The sequence below is a fragment of the Micromonospora sp. NPDC005707 genome, assembly GCF_040631005.1.
GTDB lineage: Bacteria > Actinomycetota > Actinomycetes > Mycobacteriales > Micromonosporaceae > Micromonospora.
Window position 1 is genome coordinate 33,264 of record NZ_JBEXYR010000027.1, and the last position, 16,982, is coordinate 50,245.

The window sequence follows — 16,982 nt, forward strand, 5'->3', positions numbered from 1 at the left end:
ACCTGCCGGCGCGCCCCACCCGCTCGCCCGACCGCCCGTCGGCCCTCGGATAGGGTGCGGCGGTGGAGGAACCGACGCACCTGTTCCGGCTGGCCGCCGACCACGCGGCGGACTACCGGCGGTCGTTGCCGGATCGCCCGGTCGGCGTGCCGGTCGACCGGGCCGCGGTGACCGAGGGCTTCGCCGGCCCGCTGCCCTCCGGCCCCTGCCCGCCCGAGCAGGTGCTGGCCGAGCTGCTCGCCGCGGCCGAGCCCGGTCTCGTCGCCTCCGCCGGCCCGCGCTACTTCGGGTTCGTGGTCGGCGGCGCGTTGCCGGCGGCGACCGCGGCCGACATCCTCGCCGCCGGTTGGGACCAGCTCGCGTTCAACGCGGTCACGTCGCCGGCCGCCATCGCCGCCGAGGCCGCGGCCGGCGGCTGGCTGAAGGAGCTGCTGGGCATCCCGGCATCGGCGTCGGCGGGCTTCGTCACCGGCGCCCAGGCGGCGAACACGGCCGGGCTCGCCGCCGCCCGGCACCAGGTGCTCGCCGACGCGGGCTGGGACGTGGAGCGGCGTGGGCTGCTCGGGGCGCCACCGATCCGGGTGATCGCGGGCGACGAGCGGCACGGCACCATCGACCGGGCGCTGCGTCTGCTCGGTCTCGGGACGGATGCGGTGGAGCCGGTGCCCACCGGGCCGAACGGCGCCATCGACCTCGCATCGCTGCGGGCCGTGCTGCGGGCCGGCGCCCCGGGACCCACCATCGTGTGCCTGCAGGCCGGCAACGTGAACACCGGCGCCTGCGACGAGCTGCGCGAGGCGTGCGAGCTGGTCCACCGGCACGGCGGGTGGGCGCATGTGGACGGGGCATTCGGATTGTGGGCCGCGGCGAGCCCGGCCACGCGGCATCTGGTGGACGGGCTGGAACTGGCCGACTCGTGGGCCTGCGACGGCCACAAGTGGCTGAACCTGCCGTACGACTCGGCCTTCGCGTTCTGCGCCCGTCCCGACGTGCACGCCGCGGCGATGTCGTACGCCGCCGCGTACCTGGTCGGTTCCGGCGGCGCGCCGGTGGGCGCGGACCTCACCGCCGAGTCCTCGCGCCGGGCGCGGGGGTTCGCCGTCTGGGCCGGCCTGCGGGAGCTGGGCCGCGACGGCGTCGCCGCGCTGGTGGACCGCTGCTGCGCGCTGGCCCGCCGGTTCGCCGAGGGCCTGACCGCGGCCGGGTTCGAGGTGGCGAACGAGGTGGTCCTCAACCAGGTGCTGGTCGGCTTCGGCGACGACGCGCGCACCGACCGGGTGGTGGCGGCGGTGCAGGCGGACGGCACCTGCTGGGCGGGCGGCACGACGTGGCGGGGGCGCCGCCTCATGCGCCTCTCGGTGTCGAACGCCACCACCACCGAGGCGGACGTGGACCGCTCGGTCGCCGCGATCATCCGCCTTGGTGCCGGTACGGGTTGAGTGCGGCGTCAGCGTGCGGTGGTGGGCCGCGGGCCGTCCTGGCCGGCGGGGATGAGCCGATCGGGTGCGGGTGGAACGTCGTGGCGCCCGGCATCCAGGTCGGTGAGGTCACCGGCGGCGTTGATGAGACCGATGTGTGAGAACGCCTGAGGGAAGTTGCCCAGAGCTTCCCCGCTGTACGGGTCGATCTGCTCGGAGAACAGGCCCAGGTCGTTGGCCCGGGCGGCGAGCCGCTCGAAGAGCTGCCCGGCACGCACGCGCTCACCGGCCAGCGCCAGGCAGCTGACCAGCCAGAAGGAGCAGATGAGGAAGCCGGCGGGGTCGCCGGCCCAGCGGCGCAGCAAGCCGTCGTGGGACAGTCTCTCCTCGATCACACGGATGGTGGAGCGCATTCTCGGGTCGCCGGCGGGCAGGAACCCGACCAACGGCATCAGCAGCACGGACGCGTCCAGTTCATCGCTGTCGAACGCTCCGGTGTAGGCCGTCAGCCGGTCGCTCCAGCCCTGGGTCAACACGGCTTCTCGCACCGCGTCCCGTGCCGCCGCCCACCTGGCGACGTCCGCCTCGGAGCCCAGGTGTGATCCGAAGCGGACGGCTCGGTCCAACGCCGTCCAGCACTGCACCTTCGACGACACGTAGTGGCGTTCGGCGTCGCGCGCCTCCCACATCCCGGCGTCCGGCAGGTGCCAGTCCCGCGCGGCCCGCTCCGTCATCGCGCGCAGCAGCTGGCGGAGGTCCGGCGGCATCGGGTCGAGGTACTCCCGCATCAGCCAGGCGGCGCTGAGCGGCTCACCGTGCACATCGTTCTGCCGTTGTCGCCACGCGTCGTTGCCCACCAGCACCGGGCGGCTGCCGGCGAAGCCGGCAAGGTGCTCGAGGTGGTGCTCGGTGAGGTCCCGTTCACCCTCGACCCCGTACATGATCGGAACGATGCCATCGTTCATGCCCATCGACCGCGTCAACCAGCCGACGTGCAGGTTGAGCTCGTCGGTGCAGGCCACGCGCCACAGCGCCTCCAGGCTGAAGCTGAAGTCGCGGACCCAGGCGTAGCGGTAGTCGTAGTTGCGTTCGCCGCCCAGTTCCTCGGGCAGCGACATCGTCGGTGCGGCCACCACCGCGCCACTGGGCCGGTAGGTCATGCCCTGCATGACCAGCGCGCTGCGTCGCACCTGCTCCCGGTAGCGGCCACGGTAGTCGTGCAGGCCCATCCAGGAACGCCAGCCCGCGGCGGCGTCGTCGATCACCTGTTGGGCGTCGAGCACCGCCGGCGGGCCGGCGTCGTAGGCCGGCGCGTACCCCAGGGTGAAGTGACATGTTTCGCCGGCCCGTACCGTGAACGACGCGGACGCCTCCCCGACCTCGCAGGCCAGGGGGACGGTCGACCGCAGGTCCAGCCGGGCCGACGCGGCACTGGCGACCAGCGCGCCGTCCCGCCGCTCCAGCAGGGGAACCATCCGGCCGTACTCGAACCGCGGCCGGTAGTGCAGTCGCAGCCGGACCTCGCCGGAGAGCCCTCGCACCACCCGGGCCAGCAGCCTGGGCGAGTGCAGACCGACCTCGTGGCCCCGCGCTCCCGGCTCGAGGGCCAGCGCGTCGATCAGGGCCACGCTGCCGGTCGCGGTGGTGAAGACGGTACGGAGCACGAGGGTGTCGGTCAGGTAGGCACGGCTCGTGCTGAACCCACCCTCGGGACGGATCACCCAGTGCCCGGCGTCGTCGTCGAGCAGACGGGCGAACGCCGACGGAGCGTCGAACCGCGCGGGACACCACCAGTTGACCGACCCGGAGCTGTCCACCAGCACGGCGCTACGGCCATCGGCCAGGAACCCGTGGTCCGCGATCCGTCCGCACGCCATGAGGCGGACTACCCGGGCGGCCCACCGGTACGCCGGGCATGGTCGTGGGACACCGTGAGGCCACGCCCGCGTCCTCCCGCCGGCGAGCGTCAGCGCCAATGGTCTGACGCCAAGCTGGCACAGGATCTGAGCCAAGATGGCTTGTCCGTGTGCCAAATGTGTGCCAGACTGGCACCATGGACCTGACCTCGTATGTGAACAACCTCGGACGGGAGTTCGCCACGCTCGCCGAAGCCGGCGGCGAGGAGGCGCGTGCGCTGGTCGAGCGCCTGACCGGCTCGCTCGAGTCGGCGATCCGGATGACGCTGCTGGACGCGCTGTCGGCCGCCGCCGACGAGATCACCCGGGACCTGGCTCCGGGCTCGGTGGAGCTGCGCCTGCGGGGGCGCGACCCGCAGTTCGTCGTGACGGCGCCACCCGCCGAGCCGCTCGAGCCCGTGCGCGAGGACGCTGCCACGACGGCCGGCGGCCCGCCGGCCGGCGAGCTGCTGATCGCCGAGGAGGGCCCGGCCGCGCGGATCAACGTACGCCTGCCCGAGCAGCTCAAGGCCGCGGTCGAGGAGGCCGCGGCCAGGGAGGGGCGCTCGGTCAACGCCTGGCTGGTCCGGGCGGCCGCCGCCGGCCTGCAGCGCTCCGACCGCGATCAGCGTCCCGCGCCGTCCGCCGGCGGCAAACGGGCCAGGCAGCACTTCACCGGCTGGGTGCGCTAGCCGCGCCGCACGCTCTCCTCACTCCACGTCCCCGACCTGCGGGGACGCCTCACCTACCCATGATGCGGGGACAACCATGCCCAATTTCGAGACTCCCGAACCGATCTCCGTCACGCTCGAACTCGGCGTCGGCGACCTGCGGATCTCCGCGAGCGACCGGACCGACACCGTCGTCGAGGTCCGCCCGAGCGACGAAGCCGACGAGTCCGACGTGAAGGCCGCTCAGCAGGTCCGCGTCGACTATGCCAACGGCACCCTGCGGATCACCGGCCCGAAGTCGCGTGCCTTCGACTTCTCCCGCAAGACCAGGTCGGTCGACGTGTCCATCGAACTGCCCAGCGGTTCTCACGTGTCCGCCGAGATGCAGGTGGGCGACTACCGCTGCGCCGGCCGGCTCGGTCAGTGCCGCCTCAAGACCTCCGTCGGCAAGATCTGGCTCGAACGGACCGGCCCGCTGCGCGTGAGCACGTCCGCCGGCCACGTCACCGCCGACACCGTCTCCGGCGACGCCGAGATCTCCACCGGCTCCGGCAAGGTCCGGATCGGCGAGGTCCAGGGCACCGCGGTCGTGAAGAACTCCAACGGCGACACCACGGTCGACACGGTCACCGGCGACGTGCGGGTGCGCGCGGCCAACGGCGACATCCAGATCCGACGGGCCGGCGCCGGCGTCGACGCGAAGACCTCCAACGGCAGCATCAGCCTCGGCGAGGTGGTCCGTGGCACGGTCGTCCTCGGCACCGCCATGGGCGACCTGGACATCGGCATCGCCGCCGGCACCGCCGCCTGGCTGGAGGTGAACACCGGATTCGGACAGGTGCGCAACCAGTTGGAGGACACCACCGGACCCGACCGGGCCGACGAGACCGTCGAGATCCGCGGCCGCACCTCGTGCGGCGACGTCGTCGTCCACCGCTCCTGATCCGCTTCCGGCCCTGGGAAGGGAAACCATGACCATCACGCCACCCCCGCCGGCGATCGCCGCGACCGGGCTACGCCGATCCTTCGGTGACCACGTCGTGCTCGACGGCCTCGATCTGCACGTGCCACGGGGAACGGTCTTCTCGCTGCTCGGCGCGAACGGAGCCGGGAAGACCACCACGGTCAAGATCCTGTCCACGCTGCTCCGCGCCGACGCCGGCGACGTTCAGGTCGCGGGGCACGACCTCGCCCGCGAACCGGACGCGGTGCGCGCCGCGATCGGTGTCACCGGTCAGTTCTCCGCCGTGGACAAGCTGCTCACCGGTGAGGAGAACCTGCGGCTCATGGCGGACCTCCACCAGCTCACCCGGGGCGAGGGCCGGCGGCGGACCGCCCAGCTGCTGGAGCAGTTCGACCTGGCCGAGGCGGCCAGGAGGCCGGCGTCCACCTACTCCGGGGGGATGCTGCGGCGGCTCGACCTGGCGATGACCCTGGTCGGCAGCCCGCAGGTGATCTTCCTCGACGAGCCGACCACCGGACTGGACCCGCGCAGCCGCCGGGCCATGTGGCAGATCGTCCGGGACCTGGTGGCCGGCGGCGTCACCATCTTCCTGACCACGCAGTATCTGGAGGAGGCCGACGAGCTGGCCGACCGCATCGCGGTCCTCGACCGCGGCCGCGTGGTCGCCGAGGGAACCGCGGAGGAACTGAAGCGGCGCATCCCCGGCGGACACGTCCGACTGCGGTTCGCCGACCCGCAGTGCCTCGACGCGGCCATGCGGGTCCTGAACCAGGCCTCCCGCGACAACGACGCGCTGGCCCTGCGGGTGCCCAGCGACGGCAGCCTGCGCTCGCTGAGGACCCTCATCGGCCGGCTCGACGACCAGGCCATCGAGGTCGACGAGCTGTCCGTGCACACCCCCGACCTCGACGACGTCTTCCTCGCCCTCACCGGCGACTCCGCCAAGGAGAAGGTGACCAGCTGATGAGCACCACCGCCCTCACCGGGCCGCGCCCGGTCGACCTGCGCTTTCACCCGCTGCGCGACTCGGCGACGATGCTGCGCCGCAACCTCAGGCGCATGCTGCGGTACCCGTCGATGACCTTGATGCTCGTCGGCATGCCCGTCGTCTTCCTGCTGCTGTTCGTCTACGTGCTCGGCGGCACGCTGGGCGCCGGGCTCGGCGGGACGGTGGACGGCGGCGCGGCCGGCGGGCGCGCCGCGTACGCCAACTACGTCGCCCCGGCGATCATCCTGATGACCGTGGCGGCCACGGTCCAGGGAACCGCGATCTCGATCGCCATGGACATGACCGAAGGCATCATCACCCGGTTTCGCACCATGCACATCGCCCGCGTCTCGGTGCTCACCGGGCACGTCCTGGGCAGCATGATCCAGGCAGCGTTGAGCCTGGCGATCGTGATCGGCGTGGCGGTGCTGGTCGGCTTCCGTCCCACCGCCGGGCTCGGCGCCTGGCTGGCCACGGCCGGTTTCCTGCTGGCGGTGACCTTCGCGCTCGTGTGGCTGTCCGTCGCCCTCGGCCAGGTGAGCAAGAGCGTCGAGACCGCGAGCAACCTGCCCATGCCCCTCATCCTGCTGCCCTTCCTCGGCAGCGGGTTCGTCCCCACCGACTCCATGCCGGCCGGCCTGCGCTGGTTCGCCGAGTACCAGCCGTTCACGCCGGTCATCGAAACCCTGCGCGGCCTGCTGATGGACGAGCCGATCGGCAACAACGGGTGGATCGCGCTCGCCTGGTGCGCCGTCATCGCGCTGGGCGGTTACCTCTGGTCGAAGCGACTGTTCAACCGCGAGTCCTGACCCCGCTCGGTGGGGCGACGAGGACCGCGTGGCAGGCGCCGTCGGCGAGCAGCCGACGGCGCCCGATGGGCGCAGGTCAGTCGGTGCCGAGCGGCGGGCGAGCCCCGCTCTTCCAGGAGTCCTTGACGAACACGATCCCGTCGGTGCTGGCCACGTGGGCCGGATCGAGCGGGGCGTAACCGAACCAGGGGGACACCCGGGCCGCGGGCGTCAGGTCGGCGAGGGCGGTGGCCAGGCGGCGGGCGTCGACGAGGCAGCGGTCCTCGGGCAGCGCGTACAGCAGCCCTTCGAGGGTGTCCGGGGGCGGGGTGTCGACGCCCCGGTGGCGGATCGTGCCGAGGGCCGTGGCGAGGAAGGCGTACCCGTCGCCCAGGTGAGCGCCGACGATCGCGCCGGCGCTCCACCAGTGCACCGGCCGGCCGCCCATCCGCATCGTGCTCCTGTTCCGCTGGAGGTGGCCGTTGTGGGCGTTCACCAGCGTCGGCCCGCGTTCGGCGAGGGCGAGCAGGTTGGCGGCCATCATCGAGTCGCGCACGCCGAGCAGCCACGCCATGCGGCTCGGTGACGTGTCGGCCATCCAGAAGTGGTAGCGCAGCAGCCCCGTGGCGGTACGCGCGTACAGGCGTGCCCGGTCCCAGTCCTCCCGTGGGGACGCCGCGACCAGGTGTGGTGTCTGCGCGTCGAGCAGGGCCACCAGGTCGTCGGCGAGCAGGCGCAGCCGCGCCGCCTCGGGCGTCTGCCCCACGGACCGGGACGGGTCCATCATGGCGGCGGGGTTCGTCCAGCGGTCGTCGGCGCCGAGCAGGCGGTCGAGCGTGGCGGCGTCGCAGGGGAGCAGGTCGGGGTCCACCCAGTCGGTGAGGTAGGCGTGGAGGGTGGTCAGGGCCTGCCGGGGGCTCGCGGCGCCGGTGATCTCCAGCGGCCCGTCGAACCCGGCGAAGCGGACCTGCTGTGCCGCGGGCCGGCCCTCGTTGTACGCACGCATCCACCGCACCAGCTCGCGGTTGCCGGGGAAGGCGCCCCACTCGTGGCTGAAGCCCCGCTCCATGACCTCGTCGAGGCTGCCGGCGCCCGAGGTGACGTGGTCGTCCACGAGCAGGCCCATGAGGCAGTCGCTCTCGATCGCGATGGTCCGGTAGCCCTCCCGCTCGACGAGCTGCCGGAAGAGATCGTTGCGCAGGCCGAGCAGAGCCTCCTCGCCGTGGGTGGGCTCGCCGAGCGCGAGCAGCCGCGGCCTGGCCGGAAGCAGGCGCAGGGCGGCAGCAGCGTCAACGGGATGGGCGGTGGCTCCGATTCCAGCAGTCATACTCTCAACGCTATCGTTGAACCGACGGTGGAGACTTTCGCGCGATCTGAGCGGGGCGATGAGGCAAAACCTTCAACACGGTGGTCGGCTGAGGCCGGTTGACCTGGCGCGCGCGCACGGTCTGTCCGCGCAGGCGGTCCGGAACTACGAGGCGGCCGGCATCCTTCCGGGCGCCGACCGCACCCCGCACGGCTACCGCACCTACACGCCCCGGCACGCGCAGGCCCTGCGCGCTTTCCTCGCCCTCGTGCCCGCGCACGGCCATCAGACGGCCACGTCGATCATGCAGGCGGTCAACCGGGGCGCGACCGGGGACGCCCTCCGACTCATCGACGAAAGCCACGCCCAGCTTCTCGACGACCGACGGACCCTCCGGGCCGTCGAGGTCGCTCTTGGCGACCTGGAGCCGGTGCCGCCGGAACGCGGCGACACGTTCGTCGGTCCGCTGGCGAGAAGGCTCGGCCTCCGCCCGGCCACCCTGCGCAAGTGGGAACGCGCCGGCGTGGTCCAGCCGCGCCGCGACGCGCGGACGGGCTACCGGGTCTACCGCGCGGCCGACGTGCGTGATGCCCGGCTGGCCCACCAGCTCAGGCGGGGTGGCTACCGGCTGGAGCAGATCGCCCCGCTGATCGCCCAGGTCCGCTCCGCGGGAGGCGTCGCGCCGCTCGAGTCGATGCTGGGCGACTGGCGCGCCCGCCTCTCGGCCAGGAGCCGCGCCATGCTCGCCGGCGCCGCCGCACTGGACGCCTACCTCACCGGTTGGCCGGCCCCGCCCGGAGACGGGGCGACGACGGACCTCTCCACCAGGTAGCGCCCGCCGATCGTCGGCCGCCACCCGCCCGCGCCGTGGCTCACCCGGTCGGTCTACTTGCGCGGTGCGTTCCGGCAAGCCACCCGGCGTCGACGCCTGATGGGCCTACGGTGGAGACCGTTGCGAGGTGGGCCCCGGTCCCGGGCCGCACACGACCTCGTGGGTGCAGCCGGAAGGCATCGATGGCCGAGACAACCGCGCCGGACCGCGTACGGAACGCCACGGCGTGCCCCGGCGGCCACCGCTGAGATGGACTGGGCCGGATGGGCAGTGTTCGGGTTGGTCGCCACCGCCGCGCTCACCGCGGCGATGATCACGGCGCAGATGGCGGGGCTCAGCCGCCTCGACCTTCCCCTGGTGCTCGGGACCCTCGTCACCGAGGATCCCGACCGGGCCCGGGTCGTCGGCTTCTTCATCCACCTCGTCGCCGGTCAGGGCTTCGCCCTGGGGTACGCGGCCGCGTTCGCCCTGCTGCACCGCGCCACCTGGTGGATCGGTGCGCTGTTCGGCGGGCTCCACGTCGCGATCGCGCTGACGGTGCTCCTCCCGCTGCTCCCGGGCGTCCATCCGCGGATGGCCTCGCAGCGGGCCGGCCCGTCCAGCACGGCCGTGTTGGAGCCGCCCGGCCTGTTCGCCCTCAACTACGGCGTCCAGACGCCCACCGTCGCGGTTGTCGTCCACGTCATCTACGGGGTCGTCCTCGGGCTGCTCCTGCGGGCGGGTTGAGCAGCACCGGCCCCCGGCGTCGGCTGCTGCCCGCGGGAGCCCGGCGACCGGCGGGCCGGCCGTGACCGGGCCACCGCGCCCCCCGGCGCCGATCAGCGACTACGGGTTGCTGGGCGACACGCGCACCGCGGCCCTCGTTAGCGGTGACGGGGCGATCGACTGGCTCTGCGTACCCCGCTTCGACGGTGAGCCGTTGTTCGGACGCCTCGTGGGCGGCCCGGCGGCGGGCACGTTCCGGGTCGGCCCGGCCGCACCCGCCACGGTCGTCGCGCGGCGCTACCGGCAGGACACCGCGACGATCGAGACGACCTGGGGGCTGGTCGACCGCCGGCTCACCCTCACCGAGTCCATGGTGGCCGAGGTCACGGGACGGCTGTTGCCCTCGACGCTGCTCGTGCGGCGTCTCTCGGCCGAGGGCGGAGCGGTGGACGCCGTGGTCGAGTTCGATCCGCGTCTCGGCGTACGGCACCGCCGGCCCCGGGTCCGCCGCCGCGGCGGAGTCCTCGTGTGTGAGTGGGGGGCGCTCGCCGTGTCCCTGAGCTGCGCGCCCGAGCTCGCGGTCGAACCGGGCCGGGTCACCCCCGTCGAGGTGGCGCCGGGCAGTCCGGTCACCCTCGTCCTCGCCGTGGCCAACCGCGAACCGCTGATCCACGTCGAGCCCCAGGCGGCCTGGGACCTCCTCCTGGGAGACGAGGCCCGCTGGCGGGCCTGGACGGCCGGGATCGACGGCTCGCTGCCGTTCCGCGAGGACGTCGTACGGAGCCTGCTCACGTTGCGGTTGCTGACCTACTCCCCGTCGCAGGCTCCGGTCGCCGCACCGACGACCTCGCTGCCCGAGGATCCCGGCGGGGTGCGGAACTGGGACTACCGCTATGTCTGGCCCCGGGACGCCAGCATCGGCGTCAACGCGTTCCTCGGCGTCGGCAAGCTCGACGAGGCCCACGGCTTCCTCGCATGGCTGCTCCACGCCAGCCGGCTGGACCGGCCGCGCCTGCCGGCGCTGTTAACCCTGACCGGCCGCCGCGTGCCATGGGAGCGAGAGCTGGCCGGCTGGCCCGGCTACCTCGACAGCGTGCCGGTGCGGTTCGGCAACGGCGCCGCCGACCAGCACCAGCTCGACGGCTACGGCTGGGTGGTCGACGCCGCCTGGGTGTTCGTCCAGGCCGGGCACCGCCTCTACTCCGAGACGTGGCGGGCCGTGCGCGGCTTCGCCGACGTCGTCGCCGGCCGGTGGGGAGATCCCGATGCCGGCATCTGGGAGGTCCGCGAGGCCGGCCAGCACGTGCATTCCAAGCTCATGGGCTGGCTCGCCCTCGACCGGGCCCTGCGCATCGCCGAAACCCACCGGCTTCCCGCCCGGCAACGCCGGCGCTGGCAGGAGGCCCGGGACGCCATCGCCGCCGACGTGCGCACGCGCGGCTTCGACCCGACCCAGGGCAGCTACGTCCGCAGCTACGGCAGCCCGGACCTGGACTCGGCTCTGCTCGTCCTTCCCCTGCTCGGCATCGACGGCGTCGAGTCCGCCCGCGTGCGTGGCACCATCGACGCCATCCGCGAACGGCTCTCCGCCGGCGGTCCGCTGCTGCACCGCTACCCGCCGGGACGCGACGGCCTCCCCGGCACCGAAGGCGCCTTCCTGCCCTGCTCGTTCTGGCTCGTCCAGGCCCTCGCCAGCACCGGGCGGCGCCGCGAGGCGGAGGAGCTGTTCCGTACGCTGCTCGACCACGCCAGCCCGCTGGGCCTCTACGCCGAGGAGCTCGACCCCGCGACCGGTGCCCACCTCGGGAACTATCCGCAGACGCTGACCCACGCCGCGCTCATCCAGGCGGTACTCGCGATCCGGGACAGCCCTCGTTGACGTGGTTGCCGCCGCCGGACGACGCGCCTCGGCACCGTCCCTACCGAACCGTGGCTTGTGCCGGGTCAGTCGCTGACGCCGAGGTGCAGCAGCCACACCCGGTCGGGCACGCGGACCACGAGATCGACGTAGGCCGCCTCGTACCAATCGCCGGTGTCCACGGTCAGCGTCCACGCCTCGGCGCGCTCCGGCCAGAGTCGTCCCATCAGCGCCAGGACCCAGTCGGTGAGCCCGTCGGCCAGCCGCCGCGCGGCGGACTCCGGCGCCCAGGCGTCGGGTTGCCGGGTCGGCACGAACAGACCGGGCAGTGCCTCACGGACCAGCGTCGACCAGGACGTCACCGGCTCCAACCGCGCGGTCCGGCAGCTCTCCGGCAGCAGCGCGTCGATCGCCGCGACGACGTCGTCGTCGACCAGCGGGCCGCCCGTGAGCGTGAACGTGCAGGCGTGGTCGACCTCCTCCAGGAGGTCCTCCAGGACGCGGAGGGCGTGGTTGATCATCTCCGGCACCGCGTCCGGCCTCGCGCCCCTCGCCGCCGACAGCGCGGACCAGTCGAATCCCGTCACGGGGCAAGGCTAGAGATCGGCGTCGCGCGGCCGTGCGGCGGACCCCGCGGCTTTCCGCGGTGCTTCGAAAGCGGGACCGGCGGGACCCCGCGCGCCTGCGGGGCCCCGCCGCGGCCTCAGCGGCCCTGGAGAGCCTTGACGTTGTCGCCGAAGGTCCAGCCCTTCGAGCCGTCCCAGTTGACCGACCAGGTCATCAGCCCCTTGAGGCCGCCCCGGTAGGTGTTCCACGCCTGCGCCACCAGCGCCGGACTCAGGTACCCGCCGCCGGCGCCGGTCTGGGCGGGCAGCCCGGGCACCTGCTTGTCGTACGGCACGCGGATGGTGGTGCCCTGCACGACCAGGCCGGTGTTGAGGCAGTCGGTCTGCACGGTGAAGCCCTGCACGGTGCCGGCCGGGTACGAGTCGCCGGCGCAGCCGTACATCGAGCCGTTGTAGTACTGCATGTTCAGCCACCAGAGCCGGCCGTTGTCCGCGTACTTCTTGACGATCGGCAGGTACGCGCCCCAGATCGAGCCGTAGGTGACGCTGCCGCCCGTGACGTACGCGGTCTCCGGCGCCATGGTGAGGCCGAAGCCGGCGGGCATCTGCGCCAGGACCCCGTCGATGATCCGCACGAGGTTGGCCTGCGAGGTGGAGAGCTGGTTGATGTTGCCGCTGCCGGTCAGCCCGGTCTCGATGTCGATGTCGACGCCGTCGAAGTTGTACCGCTTGAGGATCGGCACCACGGTGGCGACGAACCGGTCGGCGACGGCGCTGGAGCCGAGGTCGATGCCGGCGGTCGCGCCGCCGATCGACAGCAGGACGGTCAGGCCGACGGCCTTGGCCTGGCACACCTCGGCGGGGGTGGGCACCTTCACGCCGGCGTCCATGCCGTTCTCCCAGAGCACGGTGCCGTCGGCGCGGATCACCGGAAACGCCAGGGTGACCACGTTGTAGCCGTGCGCGGTGATCCGGGAGTCGGTGACCGGGATCCAGCCCATGCCGGGGTGCACACCGTTGGCCGCGCCGTCCCAGTTCTCCCAGTAGCCCTGGAGCACCTTGCCGCCCGGCCGTGACTTCAGGGCGCAGGTCGTGCCGCCCGGCGGCTGCGTCGCGGTCGGGGTGGGGGTGGGCGTCGCGGTGGGGGAGGGGGACGAGGTGGGCGTGGGGGTGGGCGAGGGCGGCCTGGTGGTCGGGGTGGGTGACGGGGTGCCACCGTCACACGCGCCGAGGTCGGACCAGAGCGCCGGGGTGGCGGGCGGGTTCCAGCCGGCGCCCGCCGGCGGAGTATGGGTCACCAGTGCCTGGTAGAGGCGGCCGGCGTAGGTGGCCCGGCTGCCGGCGGTCCAGGTGACCCCCTCGGCCCAGGCCGGCGCGGAGCAGGCCACCAGGGCGGTCCGCGCGGCGGCGAGCCCGGTGGCGACCGGCAGGGCGGCGGTGGCGGCGAGCAGCGCGACGCCGCCGAGCAGGGCGGTCAACCCTCGTCTGAGTCGCATGACATACCTCCTCATCGATGCGCCGGAGGCTAGCAGTTAACTTTGTTAAATGTAAATGCGCAGTAGTCTGTCAGCACTTGGTTCACGGCGTGAAGCAGGCCGCCGGGAGCGGCCGGGAGAGGACGGCGGCGGACGTGGACGCCAGACGCACCACTGTGCGCGACATGCGTCGTGCCAACCGGTCGGTCCTGCTCACCCGGATCTGGCTGGACGGCCCGCTGAGCCGGCACGAGCTGGGGCAGTCCACCGCGCTCAGCCTGGCCAGCGTGAGCAACCTGGTCGGCGAGATGATCGCCGAGGGCCTGGTCGAGGAGGCCGGCTCGGTCGAGTCCGACGGCGGCCGCCCCCGGGTCCTGCTCCGCGTCGCCCCCGCCTACGGCTACCTGGTCGGCGCCGACGTCGGCGAGACCCGCGTGCAGGTCGAACTCTTCGACCTGGCCATGACCGCCCTGGCCAAGGCGGAGTATCCGATCGCCGCCGCCGAGCCCGACCCCCGGCAGGTCACCGACCACCTGCTGCACGGCCTCGCCGCGGTGATCGAGCAGGCCGGCGTCGACCCGGCCGCGGTGCTCGGCTTCGGCGTCGCCGTCTCCGGCACGGTCGAGCGCGCCGCCGACGCCGTCGTGCACGCGCAGACCCTCGGCTGGGACGGCGTGCCGCTGGGCGCCATGCTCCGCGCCGGCACCGACATCCCCGTGCACATCGACAACGGCGCGAAGACCCTCGGCCAGGCCGAGATGTGGTTCGGCGCCGGCCGCGGCGTCCGGCACGCGGTCGTGGCCCTGGTCGGGTCCGGCGTCGGGGCCTGCGTGGTCGCCGACGGCGTGGGCTACCGCGGCGCGCACAGCAGCGCCGGCGAGTGGGGGCACACCACGATCGTGTACGGGGGCCGCCGCTGCCGCTGCGGCAACCTCGGCTGCCTGGAGGCGTACGTCGGGGCGGAAGGGGTGCTCGACCGGTTCCGGCAGGCCAACCGGGGCCGCCCGGCGGCCGGCGGCGACGAGGAGAGCGCGTTCGGCGAGCTGCTGCGCGCCAGCAGCCGCACCGCCGCGAAGGTGCTCGACGAGACGGTCGGCTACCTGGGCGCCGGGGTGGCGAACCTGGTGAACCTGTTCAACCCCGAGCGGGTGGTGCTGGGCGGCTGGGCCGGCCTGGCCCTGGGCGAGCGCTACCTGCCGCTGATCCGCGAGGTCACCGCGCGGCACGCGCTGCGCCAGCCGTACACCCAGACCTCGATCGAGCTGTGCCGGCTCGGACCCGACGCGGTCGCGATGGGCGCGGCCACCCTGCCCATGGCCCGGCTGCTGCGTGACGGCGGCGTGCCGCGCGACCCGGCCGTCCGGCTGGTGCCGGCGCCGGCGCGGCCGGCGCGGCGGCCCCGCTCGCGGGCCCGCTGAGCCACCGGGCCGGCGGCGGGAGCGCCACCGGCCCGGCCCCGGCTCAGGACGGGAGCGTCCACTTCTGGTTGGCGGCGCCGGTGCAGCCCCAGATCTGCGTCTTCGTGCCGTCGGCGGAGGTGTTGCCGGTGACGTCCAGGCACTTGTTGGCCTGCGGGTTCACCAGGTCCCGCGCGGCCGTCCAGGTCCACCGCTGGGCGGCGCTGCCGTTGCACGTCCACAGCTGCACCTTCGTGCCGTCGGCGGTGCCACCGCCGGCCACGTCGAGGCACTTGCCCAGCACACGGATGGTGCCGTCGGCGGCCCGGGTCCACTGCTGGTTCGCGCCGCCGGTGCAGCTCCAGATCTGCGCCGGCGTGCCGTCCGCGCTGCTGTTGTCGGTGGCGTCGAGGCACTTGCCGCCGATGCCCGTGACCGGGCCGGTCGGCGTGCCGCCCCCACCGCCGCCGGACGGGGTGCCGGCCCAGGTGAAGGTGGCGGTGGTGCGGGCCGGCAGGGTGTAGGTGAAGGACTGCCCGCCCCAGACCACCTTCACCGACTGGGCGGAGCCGCCGCCGTTGTGCGCGAGCAGCGCCTTGGTGCCGTCCGGGTTGCGGTACGCGACGTTCTGCACCGTGCCGTTGGCGGTGGAGTCGATCCGGAGCGCGCCGGGCCGGACGAACTTCGTGAGGTGCCCGGTGGTGTAGTACTCGATCGTGTAGTCGACCTGGCCGGCGCGGGCGCCGCCCTCCTGCACGGTGATGAGGCCGGTGCAGGTGCCGCAGCCGCCGTTGTGCGGCCCCATGAACTGGTTGACCGCGAGGCTCCACTTCACGACGCTCCGGCTCCAGTTCCGGGCGTAGTTCACGATGTCGGCCATGTCCTCGTTGTGCTGGTTGCCGATCCAGGTGCCGCCGGAGTGCTCGGTGCTGAACTGCGGCACGGCCGGGTACTGGCCGTGCACCTGGCTGCCGACCGCCGGGTCACCCCAGTAGCCGTGCCAGGCGATGCCACCGAAGAGCGGATCGGTGCGTACCGCGTTGTCGGCGAGCAGCCCGGCGCCGATGGTGCCGTAGTCGCCGTAGTTCCAGTCGTGCACCAGCACCTTCGTGGTGATGCCGGCGGCGCGGAACGCCGGGTAGACGAAGGTCTTGGTCAGCTCCACCAGGCCGGAGGAGTTCCAGCTCATTCCCGGGTAGTCCATGGCGGTGGGGTTGCCGGACTGGCAGCAGTTCGGCTCGTTCTGCACCGAGAGGTAGTCGACCTTCACGCCCCGGGCCGCGTACGCCTGGATGGTCTTCACGAAGTACTGGGCGTAGGTGGCGTAGTACTCCCACCTGAGCCAGCCCATCTGGTCCATCCGGCCGTTGTCCTTCATCCAGCCGGGCGCGCTCCACGGCACCACCATCACCCGCAACGCCGGGTTGAGCTGCCGGGCCTGGGCGGTGAGCAGTTCGACGTTCGTGTCGTACCCGTTGGCGCCGAAGTCGTTCAGGTCGCAGCAGGTGTCGTCGAGGGAGACGTTGCCGGGCCGGGACAGGTCGGAGGCACCGATCGGGTTGCGCACGAAGGACAGGCCGATGCCGTCGGTGGGGCTGAACAGCTTGCGCATCACGTCGTCCCGGGTGGCCGCGCTGACCGGCCCGCCGCGCAGCAGGTGCGCCGTGGTGTCGGTGATGGACGCCCCGGCGCCGTCGAACGGCTGGTAGCGGGTGTTCTCGTCGACGGTGATCGTGTGCGTGGCGGCGGGGCTGGTGGCCGCGAACGTCAGGGGGTTCTGCTGTTGCAGCCCCCGCGTGACGGTCCGCCCGCCGGAGTCGGAGGTGGTGGTGAGCCAGAGGTTGACGGTCTCGCCGGCGGCCCGGGCGGCCGGTGGCGGGGCGAGGGCGAGGGCGCCGGCGGCGAGGCAGAGCGCCAGGGCGGCGCGGCCGGCGATGCGGGGAACGGTGGTGGGGGACACGGATGCTCCTTCCGGATCAATCGACATCCGCGAATGAGAAAACCCCTCACACCTGCTTATGTCAAGCCATGAACCGACGCCATCCGGCAGGCCGGGCCGACCCTGGTCGGACGGACCGTGGTCATCGACCCGGGGCACGGCGGCACCGACCCGGGCGTG

At 73.2% G+C, this 16,982-nt stretch carries 14 protein-coding genes; 9 read left to right on the forward strand and 5 right to left on the reverse strand.

Features of this window, described 5'->3' with window-relative positions:
* The first annotated feature begins 62 nt into the window (after positions 1-62).
* Positions 63-1,439 carry a pyridoxal-dependent decarboxylase gene (locus ABZ452_RS31475; RefSeq protein WP_357950793.1) on the forward strand — a complete coding sequence of 459 codons (1,377 nt, stop codon included), beginning with the start codon at positions 63-65 and terminating at the stop codon, positions 1,437-1,439.
* An 8-nt stretch (positions 1,440-1,447) separates the two neighbouring features.
* Here ABZ452_RS31475 and ABZ452_RS31480 read toward each other — a convergent pair whose 3' ends face one another.
* Complete coding sequence (locus ABZ452_RS31480) at positions 1,448-3,295, reverse strand: glycoside hydrolase family 15 protein (RefSeq protein ID WP_357950796.1); 1,848 nt, start codon at positions 3,293-3,295, stop codon at positions 1,448-1,450.
* A 176-nt stretch (positions 3,296-3,471) separates the two neighbouring features.
* Here ABZ452_RS31480 and ABZ452_RS31485 point away from each other — a divergent pair, with 176 nt between their 5' ends.
* The 4 genes from ABZ452_RS31485 to ABZ452_RS31500 all read left to right on the forward strand — a co-directional run bounded on the left by ABZ452_RS31485 (position 3,472) and on the right by ABZ452_RS31500 (position 6,745).
* Positions 3,472-4,005 carry a YlcI/YnfO family protein gene (locus ABZ452_RS31485; RefSeq protein ID WP_357950798.1) on the forward strand — a complete coding sequence of 178 codons (534 nt, stop codon included), beginning with the start codon at positions 3,472-3,474 and terminating at the stop codon, positions 4,003-4,005.
* Between the two features lie 76 nt (positions 4,006-4,081).
* On the forward strand, positions 4,082-4,927 hold the full coding sequence (locus ABZ452_RS31490; protein ID WP_357950800.1) for a DUF4097 family beta strand repeat-containing protein: 846 nt from the start codon (positions 4,082-4,084) through the stop codon (positions 4,925-4,927).
* A 28-nt stretch (positions 4,928-4,955) separates the two neighbouring features.
* Positions 4,956-5,912: an ATP-binding cassette domain-containing protein gene (locus tag ABZ452_RS31495; RefSeq protein WP_357950802.1), complete on the forward strand. Its 957-nt coding sequence runs from the start codon at positions 4,956-4,958 to the stop codon at positions 5,910-5,912.
* Positions 5,912-6,745 (forward strand): ABC transporter permease, encoded by an 834-nt coding sequence (locus tag ABZ452_RS31500; RefSeq protein ID WP_357950805.1) that lies wholly within the window; start codon positions 5,912-5,914, stop codon positions 6,743-6,745. Before ABZ452_RS31495 ends, ABZ452_RS31500 begins: the two co-directional genes overlap by 1 nt.
* Before the next feature lie 76 nt (positions 6,746-6,821).
* Here the strand turns inward: ABZ452_RS31500 and ABZ452_RS31505 are convergent, their stop codons facing one another.
* On the reverse strand, positions 6,822-8,051 hold the full coding sequence (locus tag ABZ452_RS31505) for an erythromycin esterase family protein (RefSeq protein WP_357950808.1): 1,230 nt from the start codon (positions 8,049-8,051) through the stop codon (positions 6,822-6,824).
* A gap of 58 nt (positions 8,052-8,109) precedes the next feature.
* Between ABZ452_RS31505 and ABZ452_RS31510 the strand changes: the two genes are divergently transcribed.
* The 3 genes from ABZ452_RS31510 (at position 8,110) to ABZ452_RS31520 (ending at position 11,446) form a co-directional block, all read left to right on the forward strand.
* On the forward strand, positions 8,110-8,862 hold the full coding sequence (locus ABZ452_RS31510; protein ID WP_357950811.1) for a TioE family transcriptional regulator: 753 nt from the start codon (positions 8,110-8,112) through the stop codon (positions 8,860-8,862).
* Positions 8,863-9,132: 270 nt separating this feature from the next.
* Positions 9,133-9,588 carry a hypothetical protein gene (locus ABZ452_RS31515; RefSeq protein WP_357950813.1) on the forward strand — a complete coding sequence of 152 codons (456 nt, stop codon included), beginning with the start codon at positions 9,133-9,135 and terminating at the stop codon, positions 9,586-9,588.
* Positions 9,589-9,649: 61 nt separating this feature from the next.
* Complete coding sequence (locus ABZ452_RS31520; RefSeq protein ID WP_357950816.1) at positions 9,650-11,446, forward strand: glycoside hydrolase family 15 protein; 1,797 nt, start codon at positions 9,650-9,652, stop codon at positions 11,444-11,446.
* A 65-nt stretch (positions 11,447-11,511) separates the two neighbouring features.
* Here ABZ452_RS31520 and ABZ452_RS31525 read toward each other — a convergent pair whose 3' ends face one another.
* Both ABZ452_RS31525 and ABZ452_RS31530 read right to left on the reverse strand, forming a co-directional pair.
* The gene (locus ABZ452_RS31525) at positions 11,512-12,012 is read right to left on the reverse strand and encodes a hypothetical protein (protein WP_357950819.1); all 501 of its coding nucleotides are present in this window, start codon (positions 12,010-12,012) and stop codon (positions 11,512-11,514) included.
* Positions 12,013-12,128: 116 nt separating this feature from the next.
* Entirely contained in the window at positions 12,129-13,487 is a 1,359-nt protein-coding gene (locus ABZ452_RS31530) for a glycosyl hydrolase family 18 protein (protein WP_357950822.1), read from the reverse strand.
* Between the two features lie 164 nt (positions 13,488-13,651).
* On the opposite strand from ABZ452_RS31530, the gene ABZ452_RS31535 reads away from it, so the two are divergent.
* A complete protein-coding gene (locus tag ABZ452_RS31535; RefSeq protein ID WP_357950825.1) occupies positions 13,652-14,884 on the forward strand; it encodes an ROK family transcriptional regulator in 1,233 nt (410 codons plus the stop codon).
* A gap of 43 nt (positions 14,885-14,927) precedes the next feature.
* Here the strand turns inward: ABZ452_RS31535 and ABZ452_RS31540 are convergent, their stop codons facing one another.
* Positions 14,928-16,823, reverse strand: coding sequence for a ricin-type beta-trefoil lectin domain protein (locus tag ABZ452_RS31540; RefSeq protein ID WP_357950828.1), 1,896 nt, complete (start codon positions 16,821-16,823; stop codon positions 14,928-14,930).
* Positions 16,824-16,982: the final 159 nt, after the last annotated feature.

What these genes read in the sequence shown, in the direction of transcription:
- ABZ452_RS31480 (WP_357950796.1), bottom strand. Translation starts at nt 3,295, where the DNA reads ATGGCGTGCGGACGGATCGCGGACCACGGGTTCCTGGCCGATGGCCGT.
- ABZ452_RS31495 (WP_357950802.1), top strand. Translation starts at nt 4,956, where the DNA reads ATGACCATCACGCCACCCCCGCCGGCGATCGCCGCGACCGGGCTACGC.
- ABZ452_RS31510 (WP_357950811.1), top strand. Translation starts at nt 8,110, where the DNA reads ATGAGGCAAAACCTTCAACACGGTGGTCGGCTGAGGCCGGTTGACCTG.
- ABZ452_RS31505 (WP_357950808.1), bottom strand. Translation starts at nt 8,051, where the DNA reads ATGACTGCTGGAATCGGAGCCACCGCCCATCCCGTTGACGCTGCTGCC.
- ABZ452_RS31500 (WP_357950805.1), top strand. Translation starts at nt 5,912, where the DNA reads ATGAGCACCACCGCCCTCACCGGGCCGCGCCCGGTCGACCTGCGCTTT.
- ABZ452_RS31535 (WP_357950825.1), top strand. Translation starts at nt 13,652, where the DNA reads ATGCGTCGTGCCAACCGGTCGGTCCTGCTCACCCGGATCTGGCTGGAC.
- ABZ452_RS31485 (WP_357950798.1), top strand. Translation starts at nt 3,472, where the DNA reads ATGGACCTGACCTCGTATGTGAACAACCTCGGACGGGAGTTCGCCACG.
- ABZ452_RS31490 (WP_357950800.1), top strand. Translation starts at nt 4,082, where the DNA reads ATGCCCAATTTCGAGACTCCCGAACCGATCTCCGTCACGCTCGAACTC.
- ABZ452_RS31530 (WP_357950822.1), bottom strand. Translation starts at nt 13,487, where the DNA reads ATGCGACTCAGACGAGGGTTGACCGCCCTGCTCGGCGGCGTCGCGCTG.